This is a genomic window from Rubritalea spongiae (assembly GCF_042652385.1).
Lineage (GTDB): Bacteria > Verrucomicrobiota > Verrucomicrobiia > Verrucomicrobiales > Akkermansiaceae > Rubritalea > Rubritalea spongiae.
In genome coordinates, this window is the sequence record NZ_JBHSJM010000001.1 from 1,275,153 (window position 1) to 1,293,093 (window position 17,941).

General features: G+C 48.5%; 13 protein-coding genes. 4 read left to right on the plus strand and 9 right to left on the minus strand.

What is annotated here, in order from left to right; all coding sequences use genetic code 11:
* Positions 1-3: 3 nt before the first annotated feature.
* The 7 genes from ACFPK9_RS05875 to ACFPK9_RS05905 form a co-directional block, all read right to left on the minus strand.
* Entirely contained in the window at positions 4-1,527 is a 1,524-nt protein-coding gene (locus tag ACFPK9_RS05875; protein ID WP_377093894.1) for a sulfatase-like hydrolase/transferase, read from the minus strand.
* A gap of 3 nt (positions 1,528-1,530) precedes the next feature.
* Positions 1,531-2,871: a sulfatase gene (locus ACFPK9_RS05880; RefSeq protein WP_377093895.1), complete on the minus strand. Its 1,341-nt coding sequence runs from the start codon at positions 2,869-2,871 to the stop codon at positions 1,531-1,533.
* Positions 2,872-3,148: 277 nt separating this feature from the next.
* Positions 3,149-3,871 (minus strand): PEP-CTERM sorting domain-containing protein, encoded by a 723-nt coding sequence (locus ACFPK9_RS05885; protein ID WP_377093896.1) that lies wholly within the window; start codon positions 3,869-3,871, stop codon positions 3,149-3,151.
* Between the two features lie 355 nt (positions 3,872-4,226).
* The gene (locus ACFPK9_RS05890) at positions 4,227-4,865 is read right to left on the minus strand and encodes a response regulator (RefSeq protein ID WP_377093897.1); all 639 of its coding nucleotides are present in this window, start codon (positions 4,863-4,865) and stop codon (positions 4,227-4,229) included.
* Position 4,866: 1 nt separating this feature from the next.
* Positions 4,867-6,903 carry a sensor histidine kinase gene (locus ACFPK9_RS05895; protein ID WP_377093898.1) on the minus strand — a complete coding sequence of 679 codons (2,037 nt, stop codon included), beginning with the start codon at positions 6,901-6,903 and terminating at the stop codon, positions 4,867-4,869.
* Positions 6,904-7,049: 146 nt separating this feature from the next.
* Entirely contained in the window at positions 7,050-8,555 is a 1,506-nt protein-coding gene (locus ACFPK9_RS05900; RefSeq protein ID WP_377093899.1) for a hypothetical protein, read from the minus strand.
* A gap of 278 nt (positions 8,556-8,833) precedes the next feature.
* Positions 8,834-9,619 carry a PEP-CTERM sorting domain-containing protein gene (locus tag ACFPK9_RS05905; protein ID WP_377093900.1) on the minus strand — a complete coding sequence of 262 codons (786 nt, stop codon included), beginning with the start codon at positions 9,617-9,619 and terminating at the stop codon, positions 8,834-8,836.
* A gap of 174 nt (positions 9,620-9,793) precedes the next feature.
* On the opposite strand from ACFPK9_RS05905, the gene ACFPK9_RS05910 reads away from it, so the two are divergent.
* Together ACFPK9_RS05910 and ACFPK9_RS05915 are read left to right on the plus strand one after the other, a co-directional pair.
* Positions 9,794-12,337 (plus strand): DEAD/DEAH box helicase, encoded by a 2,544-nt coding sequence (locus ACFPK9_RS05910; RefSeq protein WP_377093901.1) that lies wholly within the window; start codon positions 9,794-9,796, stop codon positions 12,335-12,337.
* Positions 12,338-12,470: 133 nt separating this feature from the next.
* Positions 12,471-13,004: a hypothetical protein gene (locus ACFPK9_RS05915; RefSeq protein WP_377093902.1), complete on the plus strand. Its 534-nt coding sequence runs from the start codon at positions 12,471-12,473 to the stop codon at positions 13,002-13,004.
* Here the strand turns inward: ACFPK9_RS05915 and arsB are convergent, their stop codons facing one another.
* Together arsB and ACFPK9_RS05925 are read right to left on the minus strand one after the other, a co-directional pair.
* Entirely contained in the window at positions 13,005-14,021 is a 1,017-nt protein-coding gene (gene arsB / locus ACFPK9_RS05920) for an ACR3 family arsenite efflux transporter (protein ID WP_377093903.1), read from the minus strand.
* A 238-nt stretch (positions 14,022-14,259) separates the two neighbouring features.
* Positions 14,260-15,813, minus strand: a complete 1,554-nt coding sequence (locus ACFPK9_RS05925; RefSeq protein WP_377093904.1) for a pyridoxal-phosphate dependent enzyme — start codon at positions 15,811-15,813, stop codon at positions 14,260-14,262.
* A gap of 142 nt (positions 15,814-15,955) precedes the next feature.
* Here ACFPK9_RS05925 and ACFPK9_RS05930 point away from each other — a divergent pair, with 142 nt between their 5' ends.
* Both ACFPK9_RS05930 and ACFPK9_RS05935 read left to right on the plus strand, forming a co-directional pair.
* On the plus strand, positions 15,956-16,447 hold the full coding sequence (locus ACFPK9_RS05930) for a redoxin domain-containing protein (protein ID WP_377093905.1): 492 nt from the start codon (positions 15,956-15,958) through the stop codon (positions 16,445-16,447).
* Between the two features lie 183 nt (positions 16,448-16,630).
* Positions 16,631-17,932: an alpha/beta hydrolase gene (locus ACFPK9_RS05935; RefSeq protein WP_377093906.1), complete on the plus strand. Its 1,302-nt coding sequence runs from the start codon at positions 16,631-16,633 to the stop codon at positions 17,930-17,932.
* Positions 17,933-17,941: the final 9 nt, after the last annotated feature.

Sequence of the window (17,941 nt, forward strand, 5' to 3'; positions counted from 1 at the left end):
GTTTCACTTCTTCCCTTTTTTCTCTGCACCACTAAGCGGCATGCCACGATACTCCAGCATCGCTTGCATCAATCGATCCAGCCTCTCGGGCTGCTGAGTCGCTAGGTCGTTCAACTCGCTGCGATCGTCCTCCAGATTGTAGAGTTCAAACTTCTTGTTGTTCGTTGAAACAATCTTCCAAGGATACTCGATATAGGCAGTGGTATCGCGATAAAAGAAATGCATTGGTCGGCTAAGATCCGTGCTCTCTCCCTCAAAAATAGGCACCAGCGAAACGCCTCGCATCGGCTTGATCTTCCTTCCATTAAATTCCTCTGGATACGACACACCAGTGAGATCCAAAATAGTCGGCAGCACATCCATCACCATGATCGGCTCCTCACTGAGCTTCCCACCCTCCTTAATCAGCGACGGCGCATTCACGATAAACGGCACTGACAGCCCACCTTCGTGACAAAAATTCTTCCACTTGCGCAGAGGCGTGTTGCTATAGTTCGTCCACGCTGGCCCCACCTGCCAATGGGTTTCCTTCGAGCCAAATGGCGCCTTGCTGTCGTATTTTTTGCCAAAGCGCGACGCTTTGTGACCTGGCCACATCCCTTTTCCTCCCTCGGGACAGCCTCCATTGTCAGATGAGAAAAAGATGACCGTATTCTCGCGCACCCCCATCGCATCTAACTGTTGGAGCACGCGCCCAATATTTTGATCCACATTGTCGATCATCGCGCAGTATCCCGCCATCACCCGATCATAAAACACCTTCTTTTCCTCACTGAGTTTCTCCCACTCCAGATCCATGCCTTTTAACATCGGCGAAAGCTCAGTCCCTTGATCAATCAGCCCAAGTTCCTGCATTCTAGCAAACCGCACCGAGCGCAACGCTGCAGGTCCAGCCATGAATTTACCCACGTACTTCTCAATGTCTTCTTCCTTCGCCTGAATCGGATAGTGCGGAGCATGGTAGGCCAAGTGCATAAAAAATGGCTTTTCCGTATTGTGCTCTTTCAGAAACTGAATCGCGAAATCCGTGTGCACATCTGTCTTGTAAAAAGGCGCATCAGTCTGCCACGGTTTACCGTCTAACATCGTTTGCTTCAGCGTGGGATCCCAGTAGTTCCCACCGTCCTCGTTGCCAAAGCTCCGCTCGAACCCACGCTTCGGAACGATAGAAAAATTATCCATCACCGCCCCGTGTGTCTTCCCAACAAAGTAGGTATTGTACCCAGCCGGCAGCAATGCTTCGCCGATCGTGATCCCATCCTCCACGGTTCTCACAGGTGGTGAATCCATCCCAGTCATGATCGCATCACGAGTCGGAAAACACTTAGGGTAGGTGCGATAATTGGTAAAAAGAATCCCCCCCTTTGCCAAACTGTCGATATGCGGAGTCTCAATCTCTCCACCCATGCACATCAGATCAGAATACCCCATATCATCGACCATGATATTGATCACATTGAGCCGCTCAGCGGCATTCACTCCACAGGCAATGAGAAAAAAACAGAGAAAGAGCTTCGACCGGTACATCGTTTACTTCGTTGATTTTGGTGTCGTGTCTGAAATCCACTTTTCTAAAAGCGCATCCATCTCACGCACCCGCTCAGGATTCTGATCGGACAGATCCGATTTTTCACCTAGATCATCCGTGAGCTTGTACAACTCGTACGTCTTCCCATCGCTAAATTTGATCAATTTCCACCCCTTCATCTGAATCGCAGCCGACGGCTTGTGCCCGCCGCCGTGCACGTGAGGGTAAGTCCAAGCGAGGAAAGGTCTGTCCAGAGCCGCATCCGACTCTCCCTCTAACACTTTCTTCAGAGAGAGTCCATCGAGGTGCTGTTCAGGCCGCGCGTTCAAGCCACACAGTTCGAGCAAAGTGGGATATATATCCATCGTAATCACCGGAGTCTTACTCTCCTGCGGTGCAATCTTGCCTTCCCAGCTAATGATCGTAGGGATTCGAATTCCACCTTCATACGTCCACGCCTTCCCTGAGCGCAGTGGTAGATTACTCGTCGGTCCGCCCGTCTGTTTACGATGCGCCAGGCCTCCATTGTCAGAGCTAAACACCACAATGGTATTTTCTAACTGACCACTGGCTTTCAGCGCTTCCATCACGCGTCCAATATTCGTATCGAGATTCTCCATCATCGCTGCATAAGCTGGATCCTCTTGGCGCGCAGTCGACATCGTCCCGTACCTTTCCTCGAGCAACTCAGCCTTTCCCGCTCCATACATTTTCTCCTTCTTCGCTTGGTACTTTTTCACTAAGTCCGCCGGCGCTTGAATCGGGGTGTGCACGGCATAGTGCGAAAGACAGAGGAAAAATGGCTCAGAGCTTTTCTGGTCGATGAAATCAATCGCCAAATCTGTCAGCGCGTCGGTGAGGTAATCCCCCTTCTTGTAATTTTCTAAATCTGGCACACTCGATCCGCCTTTCCTTTTTCCAAAGGGATAGAAAAACGACGCAGGCTGCCCAGCGCGATTCACCGCAACAGTGTAGTCAAACCCCTGATGTTGTGGCTGCACGTCATCCGCCTTACCCAGATGCCATTTGCCAATGTAACCCGTCCTATACCCAGCATCTTGAAACGCTTCCCCAATCGTCACTTCCGAAAGTGGGAGTGCCACCTTCGCATTCGTCGGAATCCACTGAGTAATCCCCACACGCTGCGGAGCCTTCCCCGTCATCAAGGCCGCACGAGTCGGCGAACACACTGGGTGAGCCGAATACGAATGGGTAAAATTCACCCCACTCTTCGCCAAAGCATCAATATGGGGAGTCTCATGAAAAGTAGAACCATTCACTCCAATGTCCGCCCATCCCAAGTCATCGATGAAAAAGAGGACCACATTGGGCTTTGCAGCCATAAGAGTACTATGAAGCAAGATGATGCTGAATGAGACGGAGAGAGAATAGAATCGTAACATACAAAGAAAAAATGATTTATAGAAGCAACACACCTACGCCTCTGATGGGTAAGTCCATTAAGGGATGTGATGCACTGCTGACTACTGCGTTCAAGCTATCATAATACGTAAGCAAGCTCAGCTAGCTTACATAAAACGATGCAAGATGAGAAAGCCCGACATGAGCAATGTAGGGCTTTCTTATTTATTGAAGAAAAATCACGGTCATAAACGACAACTAGCGACGGCGTCGCATGAGTGCTCCTAGACCGAGCAATCCGAGCATTGCTGATGTTGAGGGCTCAGGAACAGCTGCCACTCGTGCATAATCGAAGCTAGTCTGGTTATTCCCACTCACTCCCGAATTAGAGCGGCTGGTGGTGAACTGAACTGCGAGCTGTTTCCCAAAGGCATCATCAGTCTCTAAAACTGTTCCATTCACTGTGTAATCAGCCCACGTGTTTTCTGTAATTTCTGATTTCAATTCCGCTGCGGTCTTACTCAAACTAGCAAAGCTGGTGAAAGAGCTCATATCATTAGCTGTAGCCAAATAGCCGAGAACGAGACTGATATTTCCATTGTCAGTAAAGCCACTGCCACCGTTTTTATTACCGATAGCCATCGTAAACTCATAATCTGTAGCAGAAATAATTTCTTTCGCATCTGTATTACTCGTTGCTCCATCTTGATACACAAATGCGGTAAGTGTCACACTCTGCCCGCCTCCATTTAAATTGGCAAAAGCCCGATTACTTAATAATGCGCTACCTCCTGCAGCGGTATTCACCCCGTTGTAGGTAGCTCCACCGAGACTGACATCATTAGTATTAAGGTTGGGCGAAGTACTCACTACGTCCCATTCGGTAAAGGATGACTCGAAGCTATTGTTGAGAATAACGGCGGCATTCGCGCCCCCAGCTATCAGCAGTGAGGAACAGAGGGCTAGATAGGTATATTTCATATGTCTGTGAGGTTTATGTGTTTTGTGGTGTTTCGTATGGCGAGCCAAGGCGACAAGCTCGGCGTAAGCCATAGTGATTCGTAATCACACCAACACACTACACAGTGCCATCATTTTGAATACCTACCTAAATAAGTAGCTAATACCACTTCGCAATTCAAAAGAGACGAATGGCGGTGCTATTTGTTAAGAAATCAAGGCTCGATGAAGAAGCGATGCGAGCATCGTGACTGAAGAGAAACGCAGATTTATCAACAAAGAGCCCGACACCACTTTTCTTCCGCGTAGCGCAATTCTTCAAGCCCTCAAAAAAATCATTTGTCTCTTTTGGAATGCGATTTGGTATAACACTCCACTACTTTAACAATCCAGCACGGAACGCCTTTGCGACTGCCCCTGATTGCGATTGAACTTCGAGTTTTTTGTAGAGGTTTTTTGTATGAAAATTAACAGTATTACTACTCACGCTCAATGCATCTGCAATTTGCTTTAAAGCCAAGCCATCAGCCAATAAGGACAACACCTCGACCTCTCTCTCAGACAAACTAAATGGATCATCTAAATTCACGCTTCGCACCTCCTGCATCACAGTTTTTGCAATAGCTGGACTTAAGGCTGCCCCTCCTTCAAAAACCTCCTTCAATCCTCGTACTATCTCACGTGGCGTTGCAGACTTCAGTAAATAGCCAGCTGCTCCCGCATCTAGTGCGTCGAGCACCTTTTCTTTCTCAGAAAAGACAGTCAGAACCACTACTGCCACATCAGGAGCGGCTACAGACAGTCGCCCAATACCTTCAACTCCCCCCATGCCAGGCAGCCCCAAATCCATCAGAATCAGATCTGGTAAAGCAGAGCTTTCTATCGCCTCAAGCAGAGGAGCACATGAATCAAATACGCGATTGCAGATAATTTCACTCTCACGCTCTAACAAACGCTGCAGCGTGCGCCGATAGCCGGCATCATCTTCAACTATCCATATATCTATCGGTGTCATCTTAATTCGATGTTTGGTATGAATGATTCTTTCTGTTCCCCAAAGACTTAAAAGGGATTTTCAGTGAAACCGTAGTCCCAACTCCAAGCTTAGACTGAATCTCGACCTCTCCCTCCATCTCCTCCACTCTCCTCTTGATACTCCCAATTCCAATCCCCATCGATGCGCGATTCTCGTCAAACCCAACTCCATCATCGCGTAAGCAAATGACCAATGTCCTTCCTTCAGTTTTCATCTCCAACCACACATTACGCGCTTGCGCGTGTCGCGCACAATTGTGCACCACCTCCTTGAAGCACATCGTCAACTGACGCTTGAATACCTGAGTCGTTGAATAGTTAGGGTCGTCAATATTAGTAGTCACATGCAAACACGCATGACCCAACACCCGCTCTGCTCTATCAGAAAGCTTATCAAGTAATTCAGATAAAGGGATACTTCCATCACCACTCACCCAAACAATTTCGCGCAATGAAGCCCAAGCCTCTCGAGAAAGCAGTGCGAGATCATGCAAATCTTCATCGCGCATCTCATCACTTCCTCGCCCCTCATGTAACTGTTCGGCAATCAAAGAAATACTCCCTAAACTACTCCCTACATCATCATGCAAATCAGCGGTTAGCTGTTTTCTCAATCTCTCTTGGGCCGACTTTTTACTCCACGCCATATACATGAAAATAACGGCCACGCTGAGTCCGGCTAGCCCACACACACCAATCACACCTGTACGAACCACCTTGGCTTGGCGACGTTGCAATATCTCAAGCTCGCCCTTTAGTAGCTCCAATTGAGCTTCATGCGGCTTCGCCTCAGCAAGTTGCTCAATCCATTCTGTGAGAGGTAAAATCCCCCTACCATTTACTTTCCCATCCACTAAACCCGATAAATCCTGAGTGATTCCATCACCCCCACTCACGATAGAAACTGCGCGGCCTTCTGTCATATTTTCACCACGCCACATCACCTGTATCTCACCTAAAGAAAACACTGGGACTCCTTGATATACTGGGAAGTCATTACATTCTATCTCTAGAGCAAGACTATCTTTACCCATTCCCAAAAGACGTAACAAACTACTCCCAGGGTAACTCGATAAATGGTCTTCCCCTAATCGCCGCCTGACAAAACCTTGCTGATTCATAGCGTTTTCCACTCGGTAGACATGCATCGTCTTTGGAAATCCATACCCAGGTATATCGATACCACCTGGTGCCTCAGCCGGAAATATATTGATCTGCCCTAGCTGCGCATTGCCATCGAAATCCACCCGCAATACAATCGGTTCTTCAAGCTTTGCTTGAGGGAGCTCCAGTCGCAAATCCCCGTTATCTCCGTCTTTCTCAGCAAGTGGCATCCCCAGTGTTAATTTAGAAGAGGATAAATACTTGGCACTCCAGTAAGGAGACGATTCATAACTAGACGACACTCCAATTTTTCTTGGCCAATGAATCATACTTGTGCGCACTAACAGTACTCGAGCCAATGCAAAAAACTCCATCTCATCCTCTTCTCCAGCAAAGACCTCAATCCGTATCCCATTTTTTGAAATACTTGCTGGGTTCAAATCGAGCTGAGAAGGAAATTGAAATACCACAGGCCGCATCCCTGGATCTGGGAAATCTTGCTCTGTCCAGTCCACATAAACCTTACCCAACTTTCCATTCGGCTCCAGAGATGAAATCCGGAACCGTTTGGGAAAGGCATAACCTTCCACATCTGACGCTCGCTGATCCATCGCAGGCACTAACACAATCCCCAAAATCCTGCGATTGGATACACCCGCATCGATATCAATTTCCCACAATGGCTCAGAGGGAAGACCCTTCACAATAGGGACATAGTCACTGTGGAAGCCAAACTCATCGAATTGCTTTTGAGGATAGAATGGAACTAAGCCTTTTAAAATTGACTCCTCCCTTTCTATCCTCTCTTCAAGTTCCCTAATCCGATCATTGAGCCGGTAAAAAGGCACCTCCTCAACGCGTTGCTGCGCCTTCGGAGGTAGAGGAAAAGCTGGGTCGGAGTAATCAGCATACACAGTGGGCAGTAAAGCAAGCAGAAGGATCCCCCCAACGGCCAGTTTCCACCTTAGCACTTTCGACAGCTGATGTACGGGGGGCATTGCTTTACTTTCAAGGTCTCTGACTTGTGCCCACCAAGAATGAGCACAAGATCAAGGCAGGCTTACTCAAAAGCGACTTCAATCTTGTCGATGATCGGCACAGACTCATTCTCCGTAGTGTCCTCGAGGCGAAGCTCCACTTGGAAAGCAAACCCTTCAGGCAAACCACTGAGATCGAGCTGAGCTGGTGTCTTGGAGACTTGCTTTGCAAAACCCTCCACATAGTCATAACTCTCTTTCACCTTGGTCCAATCCGTCCATTGATCGATAGATGTGTCATTGTCAGTATCCACACCGACCCTCACCTCTACTCCGTCAACCCACGGTCCAGGGCTCACAAAGTCATTGGTCTGGGAAATCAAATAGAACTGCCCCTGCGCAAACATGATGTCGGGATCTGGATGTCCCTTGCCAATAGAGCCACAAAACTTAAATGGTTCATTAATGCTCGATGACGTGAACCAAGCGATTTGCATATTCTTAGCGCCATGAGCCCCCGCTGGGTCGTAGTCACCGAACAGGTAATACTGACCGCCAATCGCAATCGCAGCCCAGTCTCCATACGCATTCTGCTCAGGCTCGTGGATCTCATATTCAGCCTTGCTCGTAGAATAATTCGCTGGATCCTCTTTTGCCCAGTGCGGGTGGTTATACGTTCCCATCTTACCTGTCGGTTTCGTCCTATAATCCACAGCTGGGTCGAGCAATTTGAAATCACTAATCCCATCCTCACTCACTGCGTGACTCGCCAGTGGAGAGTCCCACGCTCGAGCCGACGCCTTAATCGGATCCCAGTTTTCTAAAATCAAATGGAACTTCCCATCGAGATCTCGAATAATTGCACTATCTGAACCATGAGATGGGTCTTTGAAAGCCATCCCCATCTTCTTCCCCACCTTTCCGTCAGTCAGGTCTTCATCAATAATCAAATGCGGATCCTGATCATTCGGGAAATCATAATAAAAATAGGTTTTGTCACCCACCTGCTCTGCAGTCGTCATCCACCTCGCTTCTTTATCAGAAACCGGCCCATGGTGCACCCACGTCTTCATATCCCGCGATTGCCATGCGTGGTAGCCTCCAAGTGATTTCTTGAGACTTCCCGGAGCATCAAATTGATTCTTGTAGGGTGTCGTGAGCAAGGGCTGATCAAACCCCTCAACTTTGACTTCTTTCGCAGCAAAAGCGTCCCCCTTCTTGGGTGCTTTATAACGAGCAAACACCCAATAATCGTTCTCCCCACGTCTCAAAAAAACCGGCGCATCCGCCATATTCTTAGGTCCAAGATGCTCAGTAGGATTCCAATTTTTCCAGATTGGCGACTGGCTAACTGTAACTGATTTCACCTTCTTCTTCTCTGCAAACTTTTTAACAGCACTGGTAAACGTACCTGAATCAGCGGTGAGCTTCGCCATCCCCTCTTTCAACTCTAGATTGGTCTTAGTTTCCTGATTGGCTTCCCAATCCTCTTGGCTATCCACCACCCAGCTTTCCGCGCAGACCGTCAAAGGCGCTGCCATCATTGCTGTATAAAAGGATCGTCGAATGTGCTTCATCTGTGAACTCATAATTTTTTGGGTATTGTATGCATGCTATACGAATATCTGACGACCAAGACGACTTCAAAATAGTGAGAAGACATCGTGGATCCATCCCCCATAGCTAAGCTCTATCTCATACGGCGAAAAAAAGCAGCTCTTTCAACTCAAATCTCCTACAACGCACACACGGTGCGTTCTCCCTCTAAAAAAAGAAAATCGGTTCCAGACGAACTGGAGCCGATTGATCAAAGGAATTGTAAATTCTAGGCTCAGAATGAAGTATCTCAGACTTCATCCATGCACCTCTACCCCCTACGGCGGCGAATCATGAGAGCCACTCCAGATAAACCGAGAAGAAAGGCTGAAGAGGGCTCAGGCACAGAAGAAATCGTCACATTATCGAGATTAGATAGCATCGTGTCCGCAATCTGAGATTCCCTATTATAAAATGCAATAAGGTTCCCTACTGCTGTCCCCCCCGTAATGGATGTAGTCGTTGTCGCCGAATCTCCAGAACCCTGATCGGTTACAGTGAACGATAAGCCTCCTGCTCCATTATCAATAATCACAAAATCCAGTATGCTATTAGTATCAAAATCAAGGGCATCGCCAGTAGTTACAAGTGCATCGAGAGTAAAACCACCCCTATTTACAATAGTGGGAACTGAGCTAGTACCATTAGCGTTCAGAGAAAAAGAAACCCCTGTCGCTAGCTCAGCATAAAACCGAGCTGGCCCGCTCGTAACTTTTGTATTATCAGTACGCGTAACAATTTGAAAGACATCATCAGGTGACGCAAATTCAATCTGACCTGTAATCATAATCCCACCAGCGTAATCATCAGGGTTGATCGCTGTTGTCGTTAACAAGCGCGGACGGCCATTAAATTCCATCTGGCCATTTACTTCGGAGATAACACCATCAAGAGCTCTAGTATGCGCACTATTATCCGTGTCAACAGTCCAAATACTAGAATTCAGTGAATTATCGTTGAAGTCGTCTTGGATTAATACAGCTGCCCCGGCCTGTACTACGGCTAGAAAACTGAGGGCAAGAACACTACTGATCGGGGTTTTCAATATCTTTTTCATAAATAGGTTGAGTTATAAGCTATACATACTTAGCAGACGTTAGATAAAAGCCACAACGTGAACCACCTTCGCGATTGATCATTCCTCTGCGGATATTCATCCATTCACTAGTGAGCTAGGAAACAATCCCGCTTTTTCCTTCCCTCATCTAGCTTCTGATTTATCACTTCTTCCATGCAGCTCACCAAGCCAGCGGGAAACTACGACAATGACGATGCTCTTAACCTCTTCCTCACCACCGTAGCAGATGCCGGCATTGAGCTATACGACCATCAAGAAGAGGCGATCCTAGAAATTTTCTCAGGCAACAATGTCATCCTCAATACGCCCACTGGATCGGGCAAATCCATGGTGGCCCTCGCACACCACTACAAGTCTTGGTGTGCTGGAAAAATCTCTTATTACACCGTCCCCATTAAGGCACTAGCCAACGAGAAATTCCTCTCTCTCTGTAACACTTTTGGCCCCGACCATGTGGGTATGGTCACTGGTGACGCTACCGTCAACCCCACAGCCCCGATCATCTGCTGCACTGCTGAAATTCTTTCCAACCTCGCCCTGCGCGATGGAGCTCTCGCCCAAGTCGATGACGTCATCATGGATGAATTCCACTATTACTCGGATGAAGAACGTGGCGTGGCGTGGCAAATCCCCTTACTCACCCTCCCGCAGGCACGCTTCACTCTCATGTCTGCCACCATCGGCGACACCCATTTTTTCCAAAAAGGACTCACCGAACTTACGGGCGCTGAAACCTCACTTGTCCAATCAGATCAACGCCCAGTCCCACTAGAATTCGATTATTCAGAAATTCCCCTCGCAGAAAAAGTCACGGAACTCGTAGAACAAGACCGAGCACCAGTCTATCTCGTTCACTTCTCCCAACGTTCAGCAGCAGAGTCCTCACAAAATCTCCTCTCTCACAATTTTTGCTCAAAAGAAGAAAAACAAGAAATCGCCGACGCATTAAAAGAAGCTAACTTCCGTTCACCCTATGGCAAAGAAATCAGTAAATTACTCCGCCATGGCATCGGCATCCACCATGCTGGACTCCTCCCCAAATACCGCATCTTAGTAGAAAAGCTCACTCAACGAGGACTGCTCAAAGTGATCTGCGGCACCGACACTCTCGGAGTTGGAGTCAATGTCCCCATCCGCTCCGTTCTCTTCACCCAGCTCTGCAAATTCGATGGATCTGGCGTAAAAATCCTCACTGTCCGCGACTTTAAACAAATCGCTGGCCGCGCTGGCCGCCGTGGATTCGATGACCAGGGCTACGTCGTAGCACAAGCACCCGAGCACGTTATAGAAAACCTCAAGCTGGAAGCCAAAGCCGCAGCTTCGACAAAGAAAAAGAAAATCGTCAAAAAGAAGCCACCCGAACACGGATTCGTTAATTGGAATCAAGACACCTTCGAAAAGCTCGAAGCATCCGCACCCGAACCACTCAAGTCGAGTTTTAAACTACGCCACAACCTCATTCTCAACATGCTCAGCCGCAAACACGAAGACGGCTGCGCAGCCCTCAAGCAGCTAATCAACGATTGCCACGAAACCGAGGCATCTAAGAAAAAACTCCGTGATCAAGCCCGCAAGATGTTCATCGCTCTCGTCCGTGGCGGCGTCCTCACCATCATCCCTCCAATCGAGCGAAAGCCCGAACCTAACTCACCCAAAGTCCAGCTCCATATTGATCTACAAGACGACTTCACAATGAATCAAGCACTCGGTCTCTACCTCCTCGAGACCATCCCTGAGTTAGATCAAGAAAACCCCAACTATTCCTTACAGGTTCTCTCACTCATCGAGTCTATTCTCGAAGACCCAGCCGCCCTGCTCAAAGCGCAAATCCACAAAGCAAAAGGCGCACTCATCGCCGAACTCCGTGAAGAAGGTGTAAGCTATGAAGAACGCATGGAGCGGCTCGAAGAAGTCACCTACCCGCAACCCGGCAAAGACTTCATCTACGACACCTTTAATAGATTCCGAGCCAAACACCCTTGGGTTCAATCCGAAGGCATCCGCCCCAAGTCCATTGCACGAGAAATGTTCGAAGAATACATGGACTTCGAAGATTACATTAAAGACTACAAGCTCGAACGCTCCGAAGCCATTCTTCTACGCCATCTCTCAGAAGTCTATAAAGTGCTCGCACAAACCATCCCGCCCAACCTTAAAGACGAAAACCTACTCGAAGCCGAGGCCTATCTCAAAGACCACGTCACCTCAGTCGATTCCTCACTCATCGATGAATGGGAACTCATGCGTAATCCTGACTACCTCGTCGAGAAAGAGGCCAAGCAGAAAGAAGCTGCTGAACGACCACTCACCCAACAAAAGAAAAAGTTCACCAAGCTAGTGCGTGAAAAATCACTCAATGCCCTCAAGCATCTCGCCTACGACGAAATCGATCTCTTTTTAGCAGAATTTCAAGCCAATGATTCACAGGGTGAATCTTGGAATTTCGATCGCATCGACCCAGAAATCGACGCCTACTTTGACACCCACCACAGTATCCGCCTCGACCCCGCTGCACGCAACGCCCGTAACACCCAGATCGAAGAAACTCCCGATAAAAACTACTGGAAAGTCACCCAAATCCTCTGTGATCCAGACGAAAAGAACGATTGGGCCTATACCGCCCTTGTCGACCTCAATGCCTCAAACATCCAAAAAGCTCCCGTGCTATTGTTAGAAAACCTAACAAGCGTTTGCTAATTCCCCATTTAACAGGGATTAGAGACATTCTCTAATTGTTTAATATTCAGCTTTCTAACTCGCCAAGAGCTTAGCAATCTTGTAGAGCATACGAAGTCGACTGTGTCCGTGTCGGCTTCGTTTTGCTACTACTATGAAAATCCAACTCTATCTCAGCGGAGAGGTGCAGGCGCACTTCTCAATCTCCCCGCAAGACCTCCAGAGTGACGCCAAGACTCCACTTTCATCAGATTGGAGATCCCTCTGGCGCTGCGATCACCTCATCAGCACCGATGACGGTCTCGAGCATCTCTTCATCTTCACTAATGCCGTCACGCACTTCAGCTTGATTATGGTAGATAGGGCCAGTGACTTCCAAAGCATGCTCGGCAGCTTCCAACAGCATTTCGCCCTCGCGCTCCACGAGCACGGCCAAGACTTCGAGAACCAACAAATCGAGATCGACTGCCAGCTGCTCACCGATACCCCGGGCCCCATGAACCTGCGCATGCAGCTCATCGCCGACCTATCCATCGAATGCCTCCTAGCCAATGATGCCAATATCGACATCACCGAGGAATGGGTCAACAACTACGAAAGCCTCAGCTACCCGACATCTGCCAGTGACGCCATGCGTAAGCGAATCACTCCTGATTCAAACATCTTGCCATTCCGACGAGCTAAATAGCTAGGAAAACCAGCCTTTGGTTTTATTGGCAAAGGCGACTAACGAAAGCATCACTGGCACCTCGACTAGTACGCCGACCACAGTCGCTAAGGCAGCCCCTGAGTGCAGACCAAATAGCGAAATCGCCACAGCCACAGCGAGCTCAAAGAAGTTAGACGTCCCTATCATGCATGCTGGCGCCGCGACCTCGTAAGGTAATTTCATTTTCTTCGCTGCATAATACGCGAGCGCAAAGATCCCATAAGTCTGAATCATCAGCGGAATCGCAATCAAAACGATCGTCTGTGGCTGTGCTATAATGGTCTCAGCTTGGAAACCGAAAAGCAACACGACTGTTGCCAAAAGCCCAACAATTGACCACGGCTTTAAACGTTGCACACACTGATTCAGACGCGTGTGATCATTTTGCTTATCCAGCTTCATCCGCGTAAGAATTCCTGCTACCAAAGGTAATAACACGTAAAGCACAACTGAAATCACCAGTGTCTCCCACGGAACCTGAATATCTGAAACACCAAGTAAGAAAGCGGTAATCGGCGCAAAGGCAAAAATCATGATCACATTATTCACTGACACCTGCACCAAGGTGTAATTCGGATCCCCTTTCGTCAGCTGACTCCAAACAAAAACCATCGCAGTACATGGCGCGACCCCCAGCAGTATCATCCCAGCGATGTATTCATCAGCCTGCCCCTCCGGCACCCAATGCGCATAAAAAACCTTGAAAAATAACCATGCTAATAAAGCCATCGAAAATGGCTTAACCAGCCAATTCACGACCAGCGTTAGCCCCAGCCCCATCGGCTTCTTCCCCACATCCTTAATCGCAGAAAAATCTACCTGAATCATCATCGGGTAGATCATCAACCAAATAAGAACCGCCACCACCAAGTTCACGTGCGCGTACTCAAATGAGGCCACCACAGTAAACATGTCTGGCAATAACGCCCCCAATGCTACACCTACAACAATGCACAGTCCCACCCATAGTGAGAGATATCTTTCAAAAATGCCCATAACGGGCACACCAAACAGCAGGTAAGCAGCGAAAGCAAATGAAGATTATCATATCTCAGCTACTTTTTTACTTAGCGCGACCAATCCAGACATTTCCGAACTGTGCTCGCTCGGCAAAAACTCAAAATAAGTCCCCCCATCCCTATGAAACGGGAGAAACCGAACCAGTAGGAGTACTTCACAAATACAACGCTTAAAGCAACCCATCTGAGTCACTTAAGCCACCCCAAAGCCAGATCTACCCTAACAAACGCTTCAATGTTGCATCACTCACCTGACGAACATCACGAATATCAGCACCAATCATACCGTTCATCAGCTCACGACACCGATCCTTCGCATCTTCATTTTCAAAATCCATTCCAACAAGCGCACGTCCCACTCGTTCTCCAGAATATTCATAATTAAAATAACAAAGGCTCGAGAACTCACTCACCTTGCCCATGAATTGCTCAAAAGCTCCCGCGCGCTCCGGAAATTCTACATTCACAAACAACGGACAAGTAAACAACTCTGGATCGTAATTGATAATCCGGTACCCCACGACTTCTTCCGTGGAAACATCAGCCGCTTTTGCTCCGCGTTTTTCTAACAAAGTATCAATTGCAGTATAATCCGCCTCAGAACCAATCATCCCAATCACTGGATATTGCGCCTCTGTTCCGACACGCCCATATTGGAGGTCCACAATATTCACCTCTTCAGGTAATTCCTTCAAGAACTGTAACAAAGAACCTTTTCCCTCTGGAATCGGGACTCTGAGGAAACGACGATGACGCGAACCAATCCCTGCTCTACGTGAAATATTTGCTAGCTGCGCGAAATCCATATTCGCTCCACAAATGATCGTAAGCACCTTCTCGCCAGATTTAATTTTGCCCGCAGCATAATCCTTCGCGATCGCCGCGATTCCCATGGCCCCACTTGGTTCTGGGATCGCACGTACCGTTTCCCATAGTCGACGCACTCCGTGACAGACCTCATCATTGGTCACCGTCACGATCTCATCTAACAATTCGTTACAAATCTTAAAGGTATTGTCGCCCACTTTCCTAACCGCAGTGCCATCACAGAACACATCTAGGTATTCTAACTCCACCGGTTCGCCAGCTTCGATCGCGGCTTTCATAGATGCTTGACCTTCACCTTCCACACCGATGATCTTACACTCTGGCCAATATCGTTTCAGCCAGCAACTCACCGATGAAGCCAAACCGCCACCACCGACCGCAATATAAACTCGGTCAAATGGCCCCTTGCCACTCATCACAATCTCGTCAGCCACAGTCCCCTGGCCACCCATCGTAACTGGATCGTTATAAGGATGAATGTACACAGCACCCGCCTCCTCACAGTACTCACGAGCCGCTAAGCCAGCCTCATCATAGGAATCTCCAATCAAACGAATCTCAACATTGTCACCACCGTGGCGCTTCACTTCGTTTTGCTTCACTTCTGGTGTCGACACCGGCATAAAAACAATCGCCTGACAGCCGAGCTTGCGAGCGCCCAGAGCGATGCCTTGCCCGTGGTTCCCAGCAGATGCCGCCACGATCCCCTTAGCACGCTGTTCAGGCTCAAGTGCTGCCATCGCATTAAACGCTCCGCGCCATTTATACGCCTTAATCGGACCAAGATCCTCGCGTTTCGCCCAGACTTCACAGTCATACTCGGCAATCTCAAGCTTCTGCAATGGCGTAGGTTCACCAGCAGCGTAGACGCGTTGACGCGCCATCAGGATTTCTTGAAAGAGTTGTTCTTGGTCCATAATCGTTGGGCGGAATAGTCCCACGCCTCCCACACGGGTCAAGGTTTTTGCGACCCCATTCTACCTTCTCCTCTGCTAGCTCTGCTTTGCACAAGCCCCCTAAAACTCTCTAAAATTTCCCACTCTAACTCTTGCCTTAAAACCCCAGAATGTAGACACTGCGATCATGACTATTAACGTAGGCGATAAAGCACCAGATTTCACTCTCGTCACTCTTGGCGAAAACGGTCCAGAAACCCTCACCCTCTCAGAAGTAATCGGTGAGTCTAACATCCTTCTTCTCTTTGTACCAATGGCCTTCACTGGCGGTTGCACCAGAGAGTTCTGCGATATTTCAAAAAACATCAACACCTACGAAAACCTCAATGCCAAGGTTCTCGGCATCTCTGGCGACAACCCATTTGCCAATGCTGAGTGGGCTGCCAAGGAAGGAATCACAATCACCCTCCTCTCCGATTACGAACACAAAGCTACTGCCGATTACGGCATCGCATACGACACATTCCTTCCCGAGAAGAATCTCATCATGGGCGGTGTTCCAAAGCGTTCAGCTTTCGTCATCGATAAAGCTGGCATCATCCAATACGCAGAAGTTCTCGAAGTTCCTAGCGACATGCCAAACTTCGATGCGATCCAAGAGTGCCTCAAAGGCCTCTAAGCGAAAAAGCCATCGCAACCACGCGATGCCCACACCGACTTGCTACTTTTAGACATTCGACAACCAACAGTCCGATGCCCAAAAGTAAGCAAGTCTCATTTTTTCAATTCATAGTTAGATGACGTAGTGGAGAAATACCGCCCATCTACACCGAACACCGTCACAATCCCAAAAGACTCCACAATGCGACTTTTCATTTCCCTAGTACTTAGCTTTGTTCTCGTATCTTGTGGTAATAACGGCCCCCTCGTGTTCGATCTCATGCCAGCCCCTGCGGCATTCACTGATACTGGGATAAAACTACCCTCTCAGTCAGAAGCAGTGAATACAACACTCCCTGATCAAATTTTCTATGCCACCGACCGTGCGCCAGCCACTGCTGATGCCCACCACTTTTTCTATTCTAACAAAAGAGGAAATGCCCTCCGGCTAGGTCGCGCGCAAGTCGCTAGTGGCCGAGATGACCTCACCTGGGAAGAAGCCCGCAAAGTTTCTCTTCTCAAATCACGCACCGAGAAATTCCCCATCAAGGTAAAATCCGCTAATGAATACGGCGTGCTCGATAGCTCCATCCACGATTACTCAAGCATCAGCCAACAAGACCGCGACAACTCACAACAAGCCACACAACGCTACATCCGTGAAATCAACCAGCAGCTAGCCAAATCTGAAAAAGACACCATCAACATCTTCGTACACGGCTATAAAGTCACCTTTGAAAATCCCGTTCTAACCACTGCGGAAATGTGGCATTTCCTCGCTTACCAAGGCGTTTTTATTGCCTACTCGTGGCCCTCCACTCCCAAGACCCTAGCCTATGTTTCGGACACAGAAACAGCCCTAGTCTCCTCTCGCCATTTGCGTGACCTCATTCTCTTTCTCTCCCAAAAAACCAAAGCGAAAAAAATAAACATCATCGGCTATAGCGCAGGCAGCCGCGTCGTCACACGCGCACTCGGTGACCTCGCCATCTTACAAAATGGTAAATCGCGCTCGCAAAATAAACGGGAACTTAAACTCGGCACCGTCGCTATCATCGCTGGCGATGTCGACCGCAAGTTAGTCTCTGGTTATCTGCTCGATGGCGCTGACAAACTCATGGACCAATTTGTCATTTACCAAAGCGACTCAGACAAAGCACTCTTCGTCTCACGCTTCCTTACAAATAGAAGCCGCCTAGGCGAAACATTCACCCTCGAAAACTTTGATCCCCACGCCATTCAGTACTTGGAAGACCATCCTCACGTCATCCTTGTCGATGTCAGCGATGCTGAAGCCGCACGCGCAGGAAATGGTCACGGCTATCTGCGCAACAGCCCGTGGGTGACCAGCGATCTACTCATGGCTCTCGCACATTCACCCTCACCAACTCAACGAGGTCTAGTAAGAAAAGACCCAAATCTCCCACTCTGGTCCTTTCCAGACGACTACACTCAGCGCCTCGGCAAGGCTCTCAGACAATACAACCCAGAGTTGTTTCAATAAGTCTTTACG